At 61.9% G+C, this 18,674-nt stretch carries 19 protein-coding genes; 15 read left to right on the forward strand and 4 right to left on the reverse strand.

Annotated features, from left to right (window positions below; all coding sequences use genetic code 11):
- Positions 1-211: 211 nt before the first annotated feature.
- Both ABDB81_RS06860 and ABDB81_RS06865 read right to left on the reverse strand, forming a co-directional pair.
- Positions 212-529, reverse strand: coding sequence for a LysR family transcriptional regulator (locus tag ABDB81_RS06860; RefSeq protein WP_137923434.1), 318 nt, complete (start codon positions 527-529; stop codon positions 212-214).
- A 108-nt stretch (positions 530-637) separates the two neighbouring features.
- Positions 638-1,597, reverse strand: a complete 960-nt coding sequence (locus tag ABDB81_RS06865; protein ID WP_160473649.1) for a LysR family transcriptional regulator — start codon at positions 1,595-1,597, stop codon at positions 638-640.
- 217 nt (positions 1,598-1,814) lie between these two features.
- Between ABDB81_RS06865 and oxlT (ABDB81_RS06870) the strand changes: the two genes are divergently transcribed.
- The 4 genes from oxlT (ABDB81_RS06870) (at position 1,815) to oxlT (ABDB81_RS06885) (ending at position 6,569) form a co-directional block, all read left to right on the forward strand.
- On the forward strand, positions 1,815-3,170 hold the full coding sequence (gene oxlT, locus ABDB81_RS06870; RefSeq protein ID WP_137923432.1) for an oxalate/formate MFS antiporter: 1,356 nt from the start codon (positions 1,815-1,817) through the stop codon (positions 3,168-3,170).
- A 75-nt stretch (positions 3,171-3,245) separates the two neighbouring features.
- Positions 3,246-4,157, forward strand: a complete 912-nt coding sequence (locus ABDB81_RS06875) for a LysR family transcriptional regulator (protein ID WP_137923431.1) — start codon at positions 3,246-3,248, stop codon at positions 4,155-4,157.
- Between the two features lie 248 nt (positions 4,158-4,405).
- A complete protein-coding gene (locus tag ABDB81_RS06880; protein WP_137923430.1) occupies positions 4,406-4,618 on the forward strand; it encodes a hypothetical protein in 213 nt (70 codons plus the stop codon).
- A 643-nt stretch (positions 4,619-5,261) separates the two neighbouring features.
- Positions 5,262-6,569 carry an oxalate/formate MFS antiporter gene (oxlT, locus tag ABDB81_RS06885; protein WP_346810467.1) on the forward strand — a complete coding sequence of 436 codons (1,308 nt, stop codon included), beginning with the start codon at positions 5,262-5,264 and terminating at the stop codon, positions 6,567-6,569.
- Between the two features lie 228 nt (positions 6,570-6,797).
- On the opposite strand, the gene ABDB81_RS06890 is transcribed toward oxlT (ABDB81_RS06885), so the two are convergent.
- Positions 6,798-7,676: an alpha/beta fold hydrolase gene (locus ABDB81_RS06890; RefSeq protein WP_237380754.1), complete on the reverse strand. Its 879-nt coding sequence runs from the start codon at positions 7,674-7,676 to the stop codon at positions 6,798-6,800.
- 300 nt (positions 7,677-7,976) lie between these two features.
- The gene (locus ABDB81_RS06895) at positions 7,977-8,597 is read right to left on the reverse strand and encodes a TetR/AcrR family transcriptional regulator (protein WP_137923427.1); all 621 of its coding nucleotides are present in this window, start codon (positions 8,595-8,597) and stop codon (positions 7,977-7,979) included.
- Between the two features lie 282 nt (positions 8,598-8,879).
- On the opposite strand from ABDB81_RS06895, the gene ABDB81_RS06900 reads away from it, so the two are divergent.
- From ABDB81_RS06900 to ABDB81_RS06950, 11 genes are all read left to right on the forward strand, one after another.
- Positions 8,880-9,266 carry a helix-turn-helix transcriptional regulator gene (locus ABDB81_RS06900; protein WP_137923426.1) on the forward strand — a complete coding sequence of 129 codons (387 nt, stop codon included), beginning with the start codon at positions 8,880-8,882 and terminating at the stop codon, positions 9,264-9,266.
- 360 nt (positions 9,267-9,626) lie between these two features.
- Positions 9,627-10,964: a homogentisate 1,2-dioxygenase gene (hmgA, locus tag ABDB81_RS06905; protein WP_346810468.1), complete on the forward strand. Its 1,338-nt coding sequence runs from the start codon at positions 9,627-9,629 to the stop codon at positions 10,962-10,964.
- Between the two features lie 18 nt (positions 10,965-10,982).
- Positions 10,983-12,248 carry a fumarylacetoacetase gene (gene fahA, locus ABDB81_RS06910; protein WP_346810469.1) on the forward strand — a complete coding sequence of 422 codons (1,266 nt, stop codon included), beginning with the start codon at positions 10,983-10,985 and terminating at the stop codon, positions 12,246-12,248.
- 256 nt (positions 12,249-12,504) lie between these two features.
- On the forward strand, positions 12,505-13,287 hold the full coding sequence (locus ABDB81_RS06915; RefSeq protein ID WP_346810470.1) for a beta-ketoacyl synthase chain length factor: 783 nt from the start codon (positions 12,505-12,507) through the stop codon (positions 13,285-13,287).
- The gene (locus tag ABDB81_RS06920; RefSeq protein WP_137923422.1) at positions 13,280-14,056 is read left to right on the forward strand and encodes a lysophospholipid acyltransferase family protein; all 777 of its coding nucleotides are present in this window, start codon (positions 13,280-13,282) and stop codon (positions 14,054-14,056) included. The genes ABDB81_RS06915 and ABDB81_RS06920 overlap by 8 nt, the downstream gene beginning before the upstream one ends.
- On the forward strand, positions 14,043-14,312 hold the full coding sequence (locus ABDB81_RS06925) for a phosphopantetheine-binding protein (protein ID WP_137923421.1): 270 nt from the start codon (positions 14,043-14,045) through the stop codon (positions 14,310-14,312). The genes ABDB81_RS06920 and ABDB81_RS06925 overlap by 14 nt, the downstream gene beginning before the upstream one ends.
- Before the next feature lie 41 nt (positions 14,313-14,353).
- Positions 14,354-14,611 (forward strand): acyl carrier protein, encoded by a 258-nt coding sequence (locus ABDB81_RS06930; protein ID WP_137923420.1) that lies wholly within the window; start codon positions 14,354-14,356, stop codon positions 14,609-14,611.
- Positions 14,612-14,618: 7 nt separating this feature from the next.
- Positions 14,619-15,176: a hypothetical protein gene (locus ABDB81_RS06935; RefSeq protein ID WP_346810471.1), complete on the forward strand. Its 558-nt coding sequence runs from the start codon at positions 14,619-14,621 to the stop codon at positions 15,174-15,176.
- Complete coding sequence (locus ABDB81_RS06940; RefSeq protein WP_346810472.1) at positions 15,169-16,899, forward strand: AMP-binding protein; 1,731 nt, start codon at positions 15,169-15,171, stop codon at positions 16,897-16,899. Before ABDB81_RS06935 ends, ABDB81_RS06940 begins: the two co-directional genes overlap by 8 nt.
- The gene (locus ABDB81_RS06945) at positions 16,896-17,666 is read left to right on the forward strand and encodes a glycosyltransferase family 2 protein (protein WP_137923418.1); all 771 of its coding nucleotides are present in this window, start codon (positions 16,896-16,898) and stop codon (positions 17,664-17,666) included. Before ABDB81_RS06940 ends, ABDB81_RS06945 begins: the two co-directional genes overlap by 4 nt.
- Positions 17,663-18,661, forward strand: a complete 999-nt coding sequence (locus ABDB81_RS06950; RefSeq protein WP_346810473.1) for an acyltransferase — start codon at positions 17,663-17,665, stop codon at positions 18,659-18,661. The genes ABDB81_RS06945 and ABDB81_RS06950 overlap by 4 nt, the downstream gene beginning before the upstream one ends.
- The last annotated feature ends 13 nt before the right edge of the window (positions 18,662-18,674 follow it).

Genomic DNA, 18,674 nt, shown 5'->3' on the forward strand with positions numbered 1-18,674 from the left:
ACAAAAATACGGTATGTAATATATCAAGGAGAGGAGCGTAAGGAAATCCGCGAAAACGAGTAGGTAGGAAGCCCTTCTCCTGCCTCGATAGCGGTCGGGACCTTGGCCGGGATCTATAAGGGAAGCGATCTGAACTTGTCGTCGCCGGCCAGGAAAATAAAAAGCGCGCCATTGGCGCGCCTTTGACTTCAAGACTGAAGAACTCAGCGATTCAATTCGTCCCTGCTCCCGCCACGGCGCGCAGGTACTCGTTCTTCTTGTCGAAGATGAGTTGGCTGAGGAACGGTGCATCGTACGCGGTGAGCAGGTGCGCATGGTACTGCTCGATGTAGCGCGCCACGCGGGCTTTTTCGCACTCGATGCCGCACAGCCATTCGAACATGGGTGCGTCCCAGCGGAACGTCAGCTCCAGTTCGTCGAATGCGGCGTTGTAGGCGGCCAGCTGGACGTCGCGGTCATGATGGCGCGTGTCGTTACCGGCTGACGTGGAAAGGGAGGAGGCGGATTCGCCGGTATGAAGTTGTTGCATGTTCGTCTCCTGAAAGTGCACTGCGGTGAATCTTGGTATGTGTGCAGCTTAGGCAGGACGAACGATTTACGATAATTAAAGTTACATCGAAAAACCATAAGTAAATGCTTATACATTGACGCGATGTCGTTGCGCGGGCCGGATCAACCCCTCGACACCGGTGATCTGCTGGATCAGCGTATGACCTTCCTCCATCAGAAAATGCTTGAATGCCAGCGCTACCGGCGGGAGACGCTTGTTTTTCCGGTGCACGACATACCAGTTCAGCATCACCGGGAAGCCCTGGATATCGAGCACGGCCAGTTTGCCGGTCTGCAGTTCCAGTCCGACGGTATGCGCCGAGAGAAAAGCGATCCCCATGTTGGCGATCACCGCCTGTTTGATGGTCTCGGTGCTCTTGATCTCCATGGCGATGCGCAGGTTGGACAGCCTTCCCGCAAAACCTTCCTGCATCGAGTTCCAGGTGTCAGATCCTTTTTCGCGTGAAACAAACGCCTCCTCCGCCAAGCCGGCCAGAGGTATGTTGCGTTGCCCAACAAGTGGATGATTCGGCGCGGCCACAATCACGTAGGGATGAGGAGCGAATGATTCCGCAATGGTGTCAATACCTTCTGGTGGGCGCACCATGACAGCCAGGTCCGTCAGGTTTCCGCCCAGTTGATGCAGCAATTCCTCGCGATTGTGCACTGCGAGATTCAGTGTCACGCCATCATGCCGATTCATGAATTCGGCAAGCAGGCGAGGAAAGAAATAATCGCCGGCGCTGATCACGGCGACGTTCAGACGGCCTCCGGAAATACCCTTGAGTTGCGCCATGGCATCCTCCGCCTCCCGGAATTGCTGGATGATGCTGCGGCTGTAGTGGAGCATCTCCGTGCCTGCCGGAGTGAGGTAAATCCGCTTGCCGAGCTGCTCGAACAAGGGCAGGCCCACATGGTGCTCCAGCTGCCGAACCTGCGTGGACACGGCAGGCTGCGTGAGATGCAGCTCCTCTGCGGCCCGCGAAAAGCTCAGGTGACGGGCTACCGTCTCGAACACTTTCAATTGCCGCAGCGTTGCATTTTTCATTGCACTGGATTCCTGCAATCTATAAAGGATCGTCAATGATCATAATAAAAAACTTTATGACGTGCTGATCTAAGTTTGAAGTAGCATCAATGCACGAATTCGTGCCGCAATGTCAGGCGCGCTCATTCAGTAGTGAAAAAAACGGGCGGTTCCCCAAACAGGCCAGCCCAGCACTCGCGCCGCAGAGCGCGAAGACACTAATGCAAGGAGACACGACATGGCGCACTTCGATGCGGCAGACGCCGTCACGGCTAATCAAGACGGCGGCCGCTCAGGCGGCCTGCTGGGCAATCGCTGGTTCCAGCTTTTCATCGGCATCCTCTGCATGGGGCTTGTGGCGAACCTCCAGTACGGCTGGACACTGTTCGTCAATCCCATGAACGCCAAGCACCATTGGGGCGACTCTGCGATCCAGGTCGCCTTTTCCATTTTTATCGTGACCGAAACCTGGCTCGTGCCGCTGGAAGGCTGGCTCGTAGACCAGTTCGGACCCCGGCCGGTAGTGGCCGGCGGCGCCATCTGCGCAGGTCTTGCCTGGGTGCTCAATTCCTATGCCACGTCGCTGCCGATGCTGTATGCCGGCGCCGTGCTCGCCGGGATCGGCGCAGGCGGTGTCTATGGCACGTGCGTGGGCAACGCGCTGAAGTGGTTCCCGGACAAGCGCGGGCTGGCAGCCGGGCTCACCGCTGCAGGGTTTGGCGCCGGCGCAGCCCTCACGGTGATTCCCATTGCAAATATGATCGAGAAGTCCGGATACGAGCATGCGTTCCGCACGTTCGGCATCATCCAGGGCGTGCTGATCTTTGCGATGGCGTTGTTACTGGTCAAGCCACGCCCGCCCAAGGGGCTGAAGGCCAACAAGGCCATCCTGACCAACCCCGTGGAGTTCACGCCGGGCCAGATGGTGCGTACACCGGTGTTCTGGGTGATCTATGCATCGTTCGTGGCCGTGGCAGCCGGTGGCATCATGGCCACCGCGCAACTTGGACCGATTGCCCGGGATTTTGGCTTCGCGACGATGCCCATCACGATGCTGGGCATGACGTTGCCGCTGCTGACGATGACACTGTCCATCGACAACCTTTGCAATGGATTGACGCGGCCGTTGTGCGGCCTCATCTCGGATCGCATCGGTCGTGAGAATACGATGTTCGTGATTTTCATTGGCGAGGGCCTGTCGCTGATCGGCCTGCTGGAGATGGGACATAACCCGTACTGGTTCATGTTCTTCGCCGCGCTGGTGTTCCTGTTCTGGGGCGAGATCTTCTCGATCTTCCCGGCGTTGTGTGCAGATACGTTCGGCAGCCGCTTCGCCGCGTCCAATGCCGGCACGCTTTACACGGCCAAGGGGACAGCCGCGATACTGGTGCCGCTGGCATCGGTGCTGTCGCATACGGGCGGATGGAACCTCGTCTTCGCCGTAGCAGCCGCGATGACTGTGGCTGCGGGGCTATCGGCGAAATTCGTATTGCAGCCCATGCGCCAGCGCTTCATCACGGGACATGCCGCTGCGAAACCTGTCAGCGATGCGGGCGGGTACGCAACGGGCTGGTCGGCAGGCAAGGGCGACTAAGCAGGTATTACCCACCTACAACTTTGTAGCCGTACCACCGCACTATCACGGCGACAGCCAGCAAGGAGCGGCACCATGAATGTTTCGCTTCCGCAGTTGAAGGCATTTGCCGCTGTGGCGCGCCAGAAGAGTTTCACGCGCGCCGCGGCGGAGTTGGGGCTGACGCAATCGGCCATCAGCCGTAGCGTGCGCGAACTCGAAGAAGAAATCGACCAGCGCTTGTTCGATCGTACGACTCGCCAGGTGGAGCTGACCGATGCCGGCGAGACGCTCTCCCAGCGGATTTGCCACCTGATAGAAGAGGTGGAGCAAACCCTGCGGGAGAGTCATGGAACGGGAAAGCCGAGCCAGGGCACCGTGCAGATTGCGACCGATCCGGTGACGTCCTCGATGTCGGTGCCAATGTGGGTGGCGGGTTGCCGGCAGGCCTGGCCCGGCATCGGCATTACGCTGCGCGACAAATCGCATGACTCGGTCCTGCAGAGCGTGCGTAGCGGCGAGGTGGATTTCGGTATCGCCAGCAACCCGGCGCCGTGCGATGACCTGTACTGCGAACCGCTGTGCATCGATTCACTGCAGGCGGTATTGCCCGCGGATCATCCGCTGGCAGCGGGGGAGTCCGTGGGCTGGGGCGAACTGGCCGACGCCTCGGTGCTGACCCTCGATCAGAATTCGGGCGTACAGCCGGCGGTGGACCGCGCGTTGTCCACCTATCACGTCAGGCCAGGCTCGCTGCAATTGCTCGGACACTTCGCCGCTATTTTCGGGATGGTTGCGATGGGACTCGGCATTGGCGTCGTGCCGTCGCGTGCCCAGGCCAGCGGTATGGCGCCCGCCGCCGTGCTTCGCCCTTTGCGTCCGCAGGTGACGTCCAACGTCATGCTCGTGCGGCGCAAGTCCCGATCGCTAAAACCTAACGCTGCCGCCATCTGGGACAACCTTCGTGCACAGGAATACGACACCGGGCTGTTGAAGAAAGTAGGGTGAGATCGTGAAACGGATTCATGTGATGCGCCGCCGCATTATTTTTAGTGCCTTAATAGGCTGAATTCATCACGAAAGCGACTGATAAAGCGGATTTTATTCATATTGTTGTGATGACCAACGCACCTCTCGGGGTGCGTTGTCTTTTTTAGGCGCAGACCTCTACTGATATACCACATACCAAATATTTACAGACCTCGCAGTGCAGCATATAATGAATCCACCTTGATCTTCATCACTTAGGAGTTTTCATGAACGCTACGCTGCTTACTATCTTGGCCCTTGGTGTGGTTTCCCTTGGCGTTACCGTCACGTATGTCCTCGCCACGCTCGTGCCGATGGGCCTGCTGACCACTGCTCAGGAGCACGGTCGCTTCGCTGGCCTGGGTTCCGAAGAGAGCGATACCGGTATCGGCAGCTCGGTTTCGGACACCGTCCTGCAACCGCGTTTCCTGCACGCCTGATCGCTCGGTTTCATCGCTGTACCAAGTATCAAGTTCGGGTCCACTGTAGCGGCCGGCAACACCTGAACTGTAGTGGTTTGTCAGTTTTCCTCGCGGCCGTTTCTTCAGCTTCTTATGCCCCTGCGCCTGCGGATCTCAGGTCCCGACGCAGCGCGGTATATCGCTCCACTCGTTCGTTTCCCTGCTTTTTTTGTTCTCGCATTGCTCGGGACTTACCCTATCGCGGGTATTCCGTAACATGCGCCGCACCAATTTCCACTCCAGCTTCGGCATGATGCATTCATGCGAAAAAGATCCCTAAGTAATTGATCTGAAAGGGGAGCGATACAAGCCGCCCAAGGAATTTGATGCACCCGACGCACCAGTCTGCGTTGCGATGATCATGCGTGCTTTCGAATGTCCGCTGTACCAGTCAGGCACACGCTCCAAGGCCCTTGAACTTCGGTGATATACCACATACTGTATAGCACTAGAACGGCTCAGCTGTTCGAGGCAGCAGGACAGAAGGGCAGTCCAAAAACAAAAGCAAAGCAGTAAAAGCAGGATTAAAAGAAACACCAGAAGACCTATCAAAACACCACCGGTATCCAACGTAGATGCCATTCCGCAACGGCGGGACACACCGCCAGAAGGAGACACCACCATGGAAAGTCAGCAACGCGCAGGCGCGCAAGCGTCCTGGTATGGTTCGCCGTGGATGCAGCTTGTATTCGGCGTGATCTGTATGGCGATGATCGCCAACATGCAGTATGGCTGGACGTTGTTCGTCAACCCCATTGACGAGAAACACCAATGGGGCCGCACTGCCATTCAGGTGGCATTCACCATCTTTGTGGTGACCGAAACCTGGCTGGTCCCTATCGAAGGCTATCTGGTCGACAAGTACGGTCCGCGCCCGGTTGTGGTGGGCGGGGGGGTGCTATGTGCGATCGCATGGGTCCTCAATTCGGTAGCTGGATCTCTGCCGATGCTCTACGTTGCCGCTGCAATTGGTGGCGTGGGTGCCGGCGCCGTATATGGCACCTGCGTGGGCAATGCGCTGAAGTGGTTCCCCAATCGTCGTGGCTTGGCGGCGGGTATTACAGCGGCCGGGTTTGGAGCGGGTTCTGCGGCTACCGTGGTGCCGATCGCCAACATGATCAAGACCAGCGGCTATGAGGCAACGTTCCTGTACTTCGGTCTGGGGCAGGGCATCATCGTGGTGCTGCTTGGCCTGGCGCTGCTGCCGCCGCCCGCGAAGATGATGGCGGACGTCAAGGCGACGCTGAAGTCGGCTGCGACGTATAACGCGTCGCCCCGGCAGGTTCTGTCCTCGCCCATCTTCTGGGTCATGTATGCGATGTTCGTCATGATGGCCGCAGGCGGTCTGATGGCGACGGCGCAACTCGGTCCGATCGCCAAGGACTTTGGCCTGCACGATTCGCCGGTGTCGATCCTCGGCCTGACTCTGCCGGCGCTGACCTTCGCCCTGACCATCGACCGTGTGCTCAATGGGGTCACGCGCCCCTTCTTCGGCTGGATCTCCGACCACATCGGACGTGAGAACACGATGTTCATCGCGTTCGCCGTGGAAGCTGTCGGTATCCTGCTACTGTCGAAGTACGGTCATGATCCGGTGGCGTTCGTGGTGCTGACTGGCATCGTGTTCTTTGCCTGGGGCGAGATCTACAGCCTTTTTCCTGCCACCTGCGGCGATACCTTCGGCCCGAAGTTTGCTGCCACCAATGCTGGCATGCTCTACACCGCCAAGGGAACGGCAGCCTTGCTGGTGCCTTTCTCCAGCGTCATCACGGCCGCCACGGGCGACTGGCACGCCGTGTTCATGCTGGCTTCGGGCATGGCCGCGCTCTCGGCGCTCCTGGCGGTGTTTGTCCTCAAGCCGATGCGCGAAGCGCATGCACGAAAAACCGTGCAAGACAGCGCGCCGATTGGCATGCCGCGCGATGCGTGAGAATCTGACGTGAACAAATAGTAGTCGCCTCGCGAGAGGCGTTTGTCCCAGGCCCGCCGCGTGCGGGCTTTTTTGCGCTTGTTCCGAGGCACGCACCCGACTGGCTTCGTAGACTTCGTGCAATTAACCGCCAACGAAGGACCTAAACAATCCGGGGAGAGGGCCTGCCTTTCGGCAAGTCCCTCTCCCCGGATTCATAGTCTCCAACGAGCAGGGGTCGCTGTGGCGCTAACGGCCCAGGGGCAAGGCAGATCTGGTAGTGAGATTGCCGACGAAATCGACGACATGCCCGAGCACAGCATCGTCGGCCAGGATGCGACGATGGCCCAGCCCTTCGGTTGTCAGGAGTCGGGCGCCCGGCCAAGCGCCGGCAATGGCTGCGCCATCCTGCCAACGCACGGTTTTGTCATGGCGGTCGTGAATGACAAGGGCGGGAGGCACCGGCCGCGCGCGTCCGATATCTGGCACATTGAACGTCGACCAACTCGTGCCGAGCCATTGTTCGCTGTTTCGCTGCATCCGCGCCAGAACCCTGGGCGCAATGCCGAGCTGCCAGGCCAACGCCGAGCAGGCATCGTGCATGTCGGCAGGCGAGCCGATCATGACCACGCCACGGGCTGGAAGACCTTCGCGGATTGCCTGCGCTGCGGCGGCACCGCCCAGCGAATGCGCAATGACCGCGTGCACCGGTCCAACATGCCACGCGACCGCCAACAGCGAGCGCGTCATTTCAAGTATCGAGGTTTGCCGCTGGCCACGGGCGCCTGCGTCCGACGCGCCATGTGATAACGCATCGAAAGCCACGACACGCATGCCCGCCGACAGCAGCTTTCCAACCATGGCGTGCCACTGTCCCGCATTGCCGCCCCATCCATGGGCGAGTACCACGACCGGTCCTTTGCTTCCCCAGCGATATACCCGCACGCGGCGGCTGCCGCCTTGCCCCGTTACAAGTGCCCACTCTGTGCGTGCAGCATCGAGCAATCGCAAACCTTCCGCAGGGATGCGTTCGCGTGGAGGCGAAAACCACAGTCTCTCGAGCGCGCGCGACGTGGCGTCGGGAAAAAACAGGCTGCCGGTCTGCCAGCGCAGGCGGTGCCACGCCAACAAACCGGACGTCAAGGTGTTGGTGAGTCGATGACGGAGGCGAAACGGTACCTGCCCGGGTTCTGATGCAGGGTCGACGGATGCAGATGACAACACTTGCGGCACGGTGAGCACCTCCAACAGCTTCTTTGTGATGGCTGACGAGAATATGACTGCAGCCGGTCCGACTTTTTTCGCGTAAGGGAACGACCAGTCGTGCTATTTTTTGGGCAAGAAAAACCGGCAAGAATGCCGTTGGATACACTGCGCGAATGCCCTCGCTGCAGCGTTGTCAATCCCGTTAGCCGGTTTCCTGTAGTACTACTCTGCGCGGGCCGGCGACCCAGGGCAATTCTCACGGACGTCATTGACGAGCCGCCCAAAGGCCTTTCGGGCCATCCCCGCCGCATCGCCCCGGCCCATCAGCCTGAGCGATGACTGGAACGACATCCCGATGCCAGCCATCTCGAATGCGAACTGGCGCGGATCCGTATCCTGGCGCAGATCCCCTTCATCGACTGCATCCAGAACCACCCGTACGATGGTGCTGTGCCAATCCTTGAATGCCTGTACAACGTTGTCCCGTATGACGCCGGGACGATCCCGGTATTCCTGGGACAACGCCATGAACACGCATCCGCCTTCGATCACCGTGCCGGACAACCAGGCCATGTAGCCGTCGAACAACTTCTCCAGCCGGCCGGTGCCGCGAGGCTCGCGCATGGCTGGCTGAATGACGATTTCCGAGAAGCGTTCCATGGCTCTGACCAGAACGGCTTCCTGCAACGCTTCCTTGGATCTGAAGTGCGCGTAAAGCCCGCTCTTCGACATGTTGGTGTCGGCAGCAAGTGTTGCGAGCGACAACTGCTCGAAGCCGACCTTTGTGGCCGACTGCAGTGCCTGCTCGATGATTGCGCTCCGCGTCAGTTGTCCTTTTTGCATGCGCTGGAGAATAGCACGACCGGTCGGTTTGTCAACTTGCCTTGTGCCACACATGGACGATACTGATGTGACGTCAACGCAAAGCGGGCGCTTCCGTTATGTGAAGGCGGAGGAGGATGGTGTGCTTTGTCAGCCGTACGGATGAGAGTCCGAATGGCCAGATCAAGCCATCATTAAAAAACTGTAAAAGTGTTCCACAACAGACCTTACGGAACGCTTAACGTGCTCTATACTCGAATGCACGTCCGCGCACTTTTTTTTCACTGGTGACTGGAGACCGACATGAACAGTACAGCCGTGCCAAGAGGCGCTAGCGAACCGTTCCGGCAACTGCGTGCGTTGCGTCGAGCCCGCAAGCTCAAGCAGGAGGACGTCGCCCGTAAGGCCGGGATTTCCCGGGAGGCCTATCTCAGGGCCGAATCGGGCCAAGCCGATCCGCGCATGTCCACCTTTCTGGCGGCATGCGAGGCGTTGGGCCTTGAAGTCGTACTTGCGCCGCAACACCTGGCTGCAGACGTCAACGCATTCATAGCCAGCCGCAATGGTGGTGTCACAACCGCCTCAATGGCGGGACAACCCGCTGCAGCGCAGGCCCCGTCGGCGCCCGCGCCGTCGCAGGGTGGTTTTGGAACCGGCTCGGCGCCGGGCGAGGGCCACAAGCCCGTTTGACCGAAACAGTGCGCTGAACGCCGAGGGCGGGCGAGTCATCGCTCGCCCTCGGCGGATATATGCTTCGCCGCCAGCCCCTGCTGGCGCATATTGCGTGGCCGTGCGCCGCGCATCTCGTTTTCCTGATTCATTCTTGGCCGCCCGTCCTCGTCTTCGCGCGGCGCTCCTGTCGTTCACATTTCCCCGTTTGTTTCGTTGCCGTCGCCTGTCAGCTGGTGATGCCTGCGTGCGTCTATTGTGTTGGTGTCAGTTGTGTTTGACTTTGCGCAGGCGCGTGATTACGATTCGGTAAAGTGATTTAACAATACGTAATTTTCTCGACGACGCTTGAGTTCGATGGCGAGGTGAGAAGGAGACTTCATGACACAAGCACAACTTCATCGGGCTGAAGGCATCGGGCAGCAGGCAGCGGCGTATATGTCCGGGTTCGCCAACGAATTTGCTACCGAGGCGCTGCCTGGCGCGCTGCCTGTTGGCCGCAACTCGCCGCAACGCGTGGCATATGGTCTCTATGCCGAACAGATTTCAGGTACCGCCTTTACCGCGCCGCGCGCGCACAACCGTCGTTCGTGGCTGTACCGCATTCGCCCGGCGGCCATGCACAAGCCGTTTGTCGAGATGGCGCAAGGCCGCTGGCTAAGCCGCTTCGACGAGGTGCCGGCGTCACCGAACCAGATGCGGTGGAGTCCGCCGGCGATGCCGTCTGCCCCAACGGATTTCGTGGACGGCATCGTCACGATGGCAGGCAATGGCGGACCCGAGGCGCAAACGGGGTGTGGCATCCATCTCTATATGGCGAACCGGTCGATGCAGGACCGCTTCTTCTATAACGCCGATGGCGAGATGCTGATCGTGCCGCAGCAAGGCCGCTTGCAGGTGGACACAGAGATGGGACGCCTGACCGTGGAGCCGCAGGAAATCGTGGTGATTCCACGCGGTGTGCGCTTCAGCGTGGCGCTGCCCGATGGCGAGGCGCGCGGCTACATCTGCGAAAACTACGGGGCGTTGTTCCGGCTGCCGGATCTTGGCGTCATCGGCTCCAACGGTCTGGCGAATCCGCGTGACTTCCTCACACCGGTTGCCCACTACGAAGACCGCGAAGGCAAGTTCGAACTAGTGGCGCGCTTCCAGGGCAATCTTTGGCGCGCCGAGATCGATCATTCGCCGCTTGATGTCGTGGCATGGCATGGCAACTACGCGCCTTACAAATACGATCTGCGCCATTTCAATACGATCGGATCCATCAGTCATGACCATCCGGATCCGTCCATCTTCCTGGTGCTGCAGTCGCCGTCGGACACACCGGGTGTCGATACGGTCGACTTCGTGATCTTCGGGCCGCGCTGGCTGGCTGCGGAAAACACGTTCCGTCCGCCTTGGTTCCATCGCAATATCGCCAGCGAATTCATGGGCCTGATCACGGGTGTGTACGACGCCAAGGCCGATGGATTTGCACCGGGTGGTGCCAGCCTGCACAACTGCATGAGCGGGCATGGTCCCGATGCCGAGACCTTCGAGCGGGCCAGTGTCTCGGACACCAGTGCGCCGCACCACATCACGGACACGATGGCGTTCATGTTCGAAACCCCCGGCGTTATCCGTCCCACTCGCTATGCGGCAGAGTCGGCCATGCTGCAACACAACTACTACACGTGTTGGCAGGGCCTGAAGAAGCATTTCAACCCTGACGTCCGCTGAAACTCGGAGTATTTCGATATGACCGCCCCCATGACCAGCTGGGTCGAATCGGCCAACGATGGCCAGACTCATTTCCCGCTGCAGAACCTGCCGTACGGCATTTTTTCCAAAGTTGGCGAGACACCGCGCGTAGGCGTGGCGATTGGCGACCAGGTGCTTGACCTCGCTGCACTGGACGATGCCGGACTGCTGCCCGCCGCGGCGCGCGGCACGTTTGCGGCGCCGACGCTGAACCGCTTCATCGCCCTTGGCAAGCCGGTGTGGAGCGAGACGCGTGCGCGGCTGGCCGCGCTGCTGTCAGTAGCGGGTGACCAGAGCCTCCGGGGCAATGCGGCACTGTGTGGCAAGGCGCTGGTGCCGATGTCTGCAGCGACCCTGCACCTGCCCGTCGAGATTCCGGGCTATACCGATTTCTACTCGTCTCGTGAGCACGCGACCAATGTCGGCCGCATGTTCCGCGATCCCGAGAATGCGCTGCTGCCCAACTGGCTGGAGATTCCGATTGGTTACAACGGTCGTGCCAGTTCGGTCGTGGTCAGCGGCACCGCGCTGCGTCGGCCGAATGGCCAGATCAAGCTGCCAGATCAGCCGCGCCCGATTTTTACGGCGTGTCGCAAGCTGGACTATGAACTGGAGATGGGCTTCATCGTTGGAAAACCGTCGACCCTTGGAGACCCGGTGAGTACCGAGGCCGCGCCTGCGCATATGTTCGGCATGGTGATTCTCAACGACTGGAGTGCGCGCGATATCCAGCAATGGGAATATGTGCCGCTTGGGCCGTTCAACAGCAAGGGCTTTGGCACGTCGATCTCGCCGTGGGTCGTCACGATGGATGCGCTCGAACCGTTCCGTCGCGACAATCCGGCCCAGTCTCCCGAGCCGCTGCCGTATCTGCGGCAGCAGGCGAGGAACGCCTACGACATCGCGCTTGAAGTGGCGCTGCAACCCGAGGGCGGCGATCCCACCACGGTATGTCGTACCAACTTCAAGGCGATGTACTGGACGATGGCGCAGCAACTGGCTCACCATACCGTATCCGGCTGCAATGTACGCGTCGGGGACCTGATGGGCTCGGGCACCATTAGCGGTACCACGGCCGATTCGTGCGGCAGCCTGCTGGAAACCACGCGCAACGGCAACGAACCCGTGGAACTGGCTGGCGGGGTCCGGCGCGGTTTCCTGGAGGACGGCGATACCGTGGTCATGACAGGCTGGTGCCAGGGCGACGGTTACCGCGTGGGATTCGGAGAAGTGATGGGGAAGATCCTGCCGGCGCATGCATAATTTGACCGACTGAATTCTCGGACTACACGGTCGCGGGGCGGGGCAACCAAGAGGTTGCGCCCGCCCCGTTACATTTGGGCAAGATCGTTACGGTTACGCCACAGCTTTCGTGGCAGTTAGAGACTACGCTTGGAAAATAATACGGAACTATCCCCGGGTCTTGCGGGTGCCGGCACTTCGCGTGCGTCAACAGGCACTCCGTGTGCGGCGTGCCTGTGGCGGGTTCCGGGTCTACTACTCACCCGACGCGCACGGCATGACATTGGAATTTGGAGTTCGCGCATGGGCGGCAACTGCGCCGGCATTGCATACGCCTGACGCCTGGCAGGCATGGTGCCGGTCGCCATGGCTACCAGACGGCACGGGCTTGCCCGCACTCTCCTCCATGGCGCCGATGTTGCGCCGACGTGTCAATGCGATCGGCAAGGCTGCATTACTTCCGGCCTATCACGTAGCCGCCACCCCGGTGCCCGCGTCCGAAGGCGGCTCCCGCCTCCCACAGATTCCTTCCATTTTTGCCTCGCGCCATGGCGATAGCGAGCGCGCGTTCGAGATGTTGAGCGAACTGGCCGCAAGCTCGCCAATTTCGCCGACGGCCTTCGGGCTGTCCGTGCACAACGCAATTGGCGCCCTGTTCTCGATCGATCGTGGCGAGACCTCGGTCCAGCAGGCCGTTGCTGCGGGGTGCGACACCGTCGAGGCGGCCGTCGTCGAAGCGGCTGCACTCTTGGCCGATGGCGCCGACGAGGTGCTGCTGGTCTGCTATGACGCGCCGTTGCCTGCCGCTTATTCCGAGTTCGCGGATGAACCGGGCTGCCTCTTCGGTTGGGCGTGGCGAATGGGCCGTCCACGTGCCGGAGACCCTGCCATGAGGCTGGAAATTGTGGCGCAGCGCGGGACGAGGGAAGCGGAGGATACGGACACTGCGCATCCTGTGTTGCCGCACGGCCTGGACGTATTGCGCTTCTTCCTGGCCGGCGAACCAGAACTGATGCACCGTGGCGAGCGCGCGATCTGGAGGTGGCAACGCCATGGTTGAGCGCCTGGACCGCATGTGGCGCGTTTGCGCCACGGGCTTCTGCTTCTCGAGCTTCGGCATGGGCGGCCTGATGCTGCGGGTGTTCGTATTTCCGGTCTTGTCGTTGCTGCCATGGTCCGATGCCAGTCGTCAACGTGCATGCCGGCAGGTGATCCACCATGCGTTCCGGCTGTTTGTCTGGCTGATGCACACCGTGGGCGTGATCCGCTGCGATGTGCTCCACGGCGAGCGGTTGCGCCGCAATGGGCTGCTGGTCGTGGCCAACCACCCGTCACTGATCGACGTGGTGTTCCTGATGTCGCTGATCCCTCGTCCTGACTGCGTGGTCAAGTCCGCGCTGGTGCGCAATCCGTTCACGCGCGGGCCGGTGCTGGCGACGGGCTGGGTCCGTAACGACGTCGGGGCGGCGATGGTGGATGACTGCATCGCATCGCTGCGCTCGGGCAACAACCTCATCATCTTTCCGGAAGGCACGCGCACGCGCCCCGATGGTCCGCTGACCTTGCGGCGTGGCGCCGCCAACGTGGCGGTGCGTGGTGGATTCGCGCTGACCCCGGTGGTGATCCGTTGCCAGCCACCTACGCTGACCAAGGGCGAGAAGTGGTACCACGTGCCAGTGCACCGGCCACACTTTGTTATCGAGGTGCATCCCGATGTGCCGGTGTCTGACTGGGTGCCGCCGGGCACTGACGACAGTCTGGCCGTGCGCCGGCTCACGCAATCGCTATCCGAATTTTTCTCCAGGGAGATCCGCCGTGACGGCGCTTGAAACAGAAATCAAAGAACTGATCATCTCATCGCTGTCCCTTGAGGACGTGAGCGCAGATGACATCGACCCGGCGGCACCGCTGTTCGTCGAGGGTCTTGGCCTCGACTCGATCGACGCGCTGGAGCTTGGCCTCGCGCTGCAGAAACGCTTTGGCATCACGATGAACGGCAGCAAGGAAGAGGTCCGCGCGCGTTTTGCCAGCGTCTCGGCACTTGCCGCCTTCGTGGCCGAGCAGCGCGGGCAGGCGCCTGCCTGACGTACCGCCACCGATCTTTCCGCCCAGCTACGGAGTCCGACATGACCCATGACCAAATCTTCGCGCGCGTGGCCGCGGTCCTCGAGGAGAGCTTCGAGATCGACCCGGCGTGCATTACGCCCGAGGCGCGCCTGTACGACGATCTGGATATCGACAGCATCGATGCAGTGGACTTGCTGGTCAAGCTCAAGCCATTGTTGAGCAAGCCGCTCAAGCCCGAGCATTTCAAGTCCGTGCGCACGGTGCAGGACGTTGTGCTGGCGCTGTCGCAACTGATCGACACGCCGGCTACCGCGTGACCCCGGCATGCTCTGGCGCAAGTGGGGATTCGGGCTGCTCACGCTGTCCTATCCGCCAGTGATCTACCTCGGTCTGCAGCATTTTTCGCCGCGGGTGATGGCGCTGGCGCTGTTGGCGCTGGCATTGTTGCGCGCCGGCACGAGCCGTCAAGCCGGCTGGCGCGTCGTGGCACTACTGGCGGCCGGGCTCGCCATGGTGGTCATGGCGTCGGATCATGCGTTGCCGCTGAAGCTATACCCGGTAGTCGTCAATGTGGCGATGCTGTGCGTGTTCGGCTGGACGCTGTGGCATCCGCCCACGCTTGTCGAGCGTCTGGCTCGTATGCGGGAACCGGACCTGCCGCCGAGAGGGGTGGCCTACACACGCCGCGTCACCCAGGTGTGGTGCGTGTTCTTTGCGTGCAACGGCACGATGGCGGCAATCACGGCGTTTGCGGCCAGCGACCGCGTCTGGGCGCTCTATAACGGCGCCATCTCCTACGGGTTGATCGGCGCGATGTTTGCCGGTGAGTGGCTCGTCCGCCAACGGGTGATGGCTAGGGGCGCGGAGAATCGTCATGGTTGAGCGGCATCCGGTGTGGACCGGATTGGGGGGCGTCATGGCGGCGCTGGCCGCGGCCGATGGCGCGCATCCCGTGGCGTGTGACGGGGCGCGCACCGTGGATGCCGTGCAGTTCCTGGCGCGCGCCGCGGCATGGCGGCGCATGCTGGCTCTCGCGCCGGGGCGGCGCTGGGCGATCCATCTCGACGACACCGCCGAGTTTGCCGCTGCACTCTTCGGCGCCTGGCATGCGGGCAAGCACGTGGTGCTGCCCGGCGATACCCGCCCCGAAACACTGGTGGCATTGCGTGCGCAGAGCGATGGCTGGGCCGGCAACCTGCCGGGTGGAGCGTTGCCCGACCCGGCACAGGGCACGGATACCGGGGGCGACTGGCCGAATCTGGCGACGCAGGACACCGGGATCACGCTATTTACGTCCGGCTCGACCGGCGCGCCAGAGGCGATCGACAAGCGCCTGGGCCAACTCGATGCCGAAGTCCACGCGCTGCAGCAGGCATTCCGCCACACCTGCTCCGACACCACGCGTGTACTTTGCACGGTTTCGCATCAGCATATCTATGGACTGCTGTTTACGGTGCTCTGGCCGATGGCGGCCGGGCGGCCGATGCCGCTCTCGCGACTCGCTTTCCACGAGGAATTGGTGGCTGCCTGCCAGAGCGGTGGCACACCGGCCGTGCTCGTCAGTAGTCCTGCATTCCTGAAGCGGCTGCCCGATGCATTGGACTGGCCGGTAATACGCCATGTCGTACGCGCCGTCTTTTCGTCTGGCGGCCCATTGCCCCCCGAGGCGGCGGCCGCCACGCTGCGCCTGATGGGCCAGTCTCCGATCGAGGTGTTCGGCAGTTCGGAAACCGGCGGCGTCGCCTGGCGCCAGCGCCCGGTAGAAGGCGATCGCTGGACCGCGCTGCCGGGCGTGGCATGGCGGCTCCAGGACGGCTTTCTGGCCGTGCGGTCGCCCCATCTGGCTGACGACAACTGGTATGTCTGCACGGACCGGGCGTTGCCTGCCGGCGACGACAGCTTCGTGCTGGCGGGACGGGCCGACCGCATTGTGAAGATCGAGGAAAAACGGATCTCGCTCACGCAGATCGAGCAGTGTCTGATGGCATCGCCATGGGTGCGAGAGGCGCGTGTGGTAACGATGGAACTGGATGTCGGCGTGCGTGTGGCCGCCGCCGTAGTGCTCTCGGACGATGGGCAGGCGCAGCTGGATGCGTACGGACGAAGTGTCCTGGGCAGTGCGCTACGCCGGCATCTGGCTGCCGCTATCGATCCCGTGGCGTTGCCACGTCGTTGGGGATTTCTGGGGGCGCTGCCGTGCAATGCGCAGGGCAAGACGACCGAAGTGATGCTGCGCGAGGTGTTTCGCCGCACAATGCCCGACGTGCGCTGGCTGGCGCACGACGCGGTGTCCGCCATGGCCGAGCTGCACGTGACCGAGGACCTTGCCGTGTTCGACGGTCATTTCCCCAGCGCGCCCGTGGTGCCAGGCGTGGCCCAGGTGGACTGGGTCATGGCACTCGCCCCTCAGAAGCTGCCGGTCCCGCCGCGCCAGCACTTCGCGGGAATGGATATTCTCAAGTTCCATGCCGTGATTCGTCCGAACACCCGCGTGCGGGTGGAACTGATCTGGCACGCCGATCTCCATGCGCTGGGTTTCCGCCTGAGCTCCGATGCGGGGCACCACGCCAGCGGCAAGATCGTCTTTCATCGCGGGGCGCCATGAGTTCGACAGGCGCATGGGTCCGTCCGGCGTTTCACCCGGTGGTGCTCGTCCCCGTCTTCGATCACGAAGGGGCGATTGGCGCCATGGTGGACGCTATTCTTCAGCACCCGACACCGTGTCTGCTCGTGGACGACGGCAGTGGTCCGGCGTGCGAGCAGGTGCTTCGCGAGCTCGCCGCTGCCCACCCGGGCCGCGTGCGCCTTGTGCGCCTGCCGCAGAACCAGGGCAAGGGTGCCGCGCTCATGGCGGGCTTCCGGGCTGCCGCAGAGTTGGGCTACACACATGCGCTACAGATCGACGCCGACGGCCAGCATGATGCCGCCTGCATCCCGCAGTTTCTGGCGCTGGCCGAGGCGGCTCCGGAAGCCTTGATTTGCGGTCATCCCGTCTATGACGAATCCGTGCCGAAGCACAGGTTGTACGGGCGTTATCTGACCCATGTCTCGGTGTGGATCAATACGCTCTCCTTTGAGATTCGGGATTCGATGTGCGGGATGCGGGTCTATCCGCTGCCTGCCGTGACGCGTCTGATGCGGGAAGTGAATCTGGGCCACCGCATGGAGTTCGATACCGAGGTGGCTGTGCACCTGGTGTGGCGCGGCGTGCGGGTTGTCAATGTCCCGACGCGCGTCACGTATCCGGCCGATGGCGTATCGCACTTCGATCTGTTGCATGACAACGTACGCATCGCGCGCATGCACGCACGGCTGTTCGTCGGCATGTTGCTGCGGATGCCGCGCCTGCTGTGGCGCAAGGTGGTGACGTGAATCCGGCCGATACTGGCCCTGGCGCCGCATCCGGTGCGGCCCGTTCGCGCCACTGGAGCACGATTGGCGAAGTCACGTGTGCCTGGGGTGTCTGGTTCCTGTATTTTCTCCATCGGATCTTCGGTCGGACCCTTTTCCGAATCGTGATCTATCCGGTGGTGACGTACTTCTGGCTGACCCGCCCGCTGGCCCGCCGATCCTCGATGGCGTTCCTGACCCGGGTCGAGCAGACCGCCGGCACGTTTGGCGGCAGGCCGACCTGGCGGCATTCGCTGCGGCACCTGTTCTGCTTTGGCGACACGTTGCTGGACAAGCTGCTGGCCATTGGCGGCCGGTATCGCTTCGACAATGTCTGCTACGAAGGTGTCGAGGTGCTGCGCGAACAGATCGCACGGGGGCAGGGTGGCGTCATCATGACCGCACATCTGGGCTGCCTGGAGCTATGCCGCGCGGTGGCCGACCGGCGCGACGGCATGCGGCTGACGGTACTCGTTCACACCCAGCACGCGGAACAGTTCAATCAGATCCTGTCGCGCCTGGATCCGGAGTCGGGTGTACAGCTCTACCAGATCGTCGATATCTCGCCTGCCACGGCGCTGGAACTATCGGCCAGGGTGCAGGCCGGCGAATTCGTGGCGATTGCGGGAGACCGCGCACCCGCCCACGGCGGCCGCGCCGTGCGGGTGCCGTTCATGGGGGCGCCAGCCCGGTTCCCGATAGGCCCTTACGTACTGGCATCGCTGATGCGCTGTCCGTTGTATGCACTGGGCTGCATCCGGCAGCGCGACGGGTATCTGCTGCGCTTCACCGAACTTGCACGCGAGGTCAAGCTGCGCCGCGCGCGTAGAGAAGAGGCGTTGGTCGAATTGGCCACGGCCTATGCCGCGTGGCTGCAGGCCATCGTCCTGGAGTCGCCGTACGACTGGTTCAACTTCTACGATTTCTGGGCGGACGATCCCGTAACCGCCGGTCGCCAGGTGGCGGCGGCTTCTTGAGACAGGCAGGTCC

It is taken from the genome of Cupriavidus sp. DL-D2, assembly GCF_039710735.1.
GTDB lineage: Bacteria > Pseudomonadota > Gammaproteobacteria > Burkholderiales > Burkholderiaceae > Cupriavidus.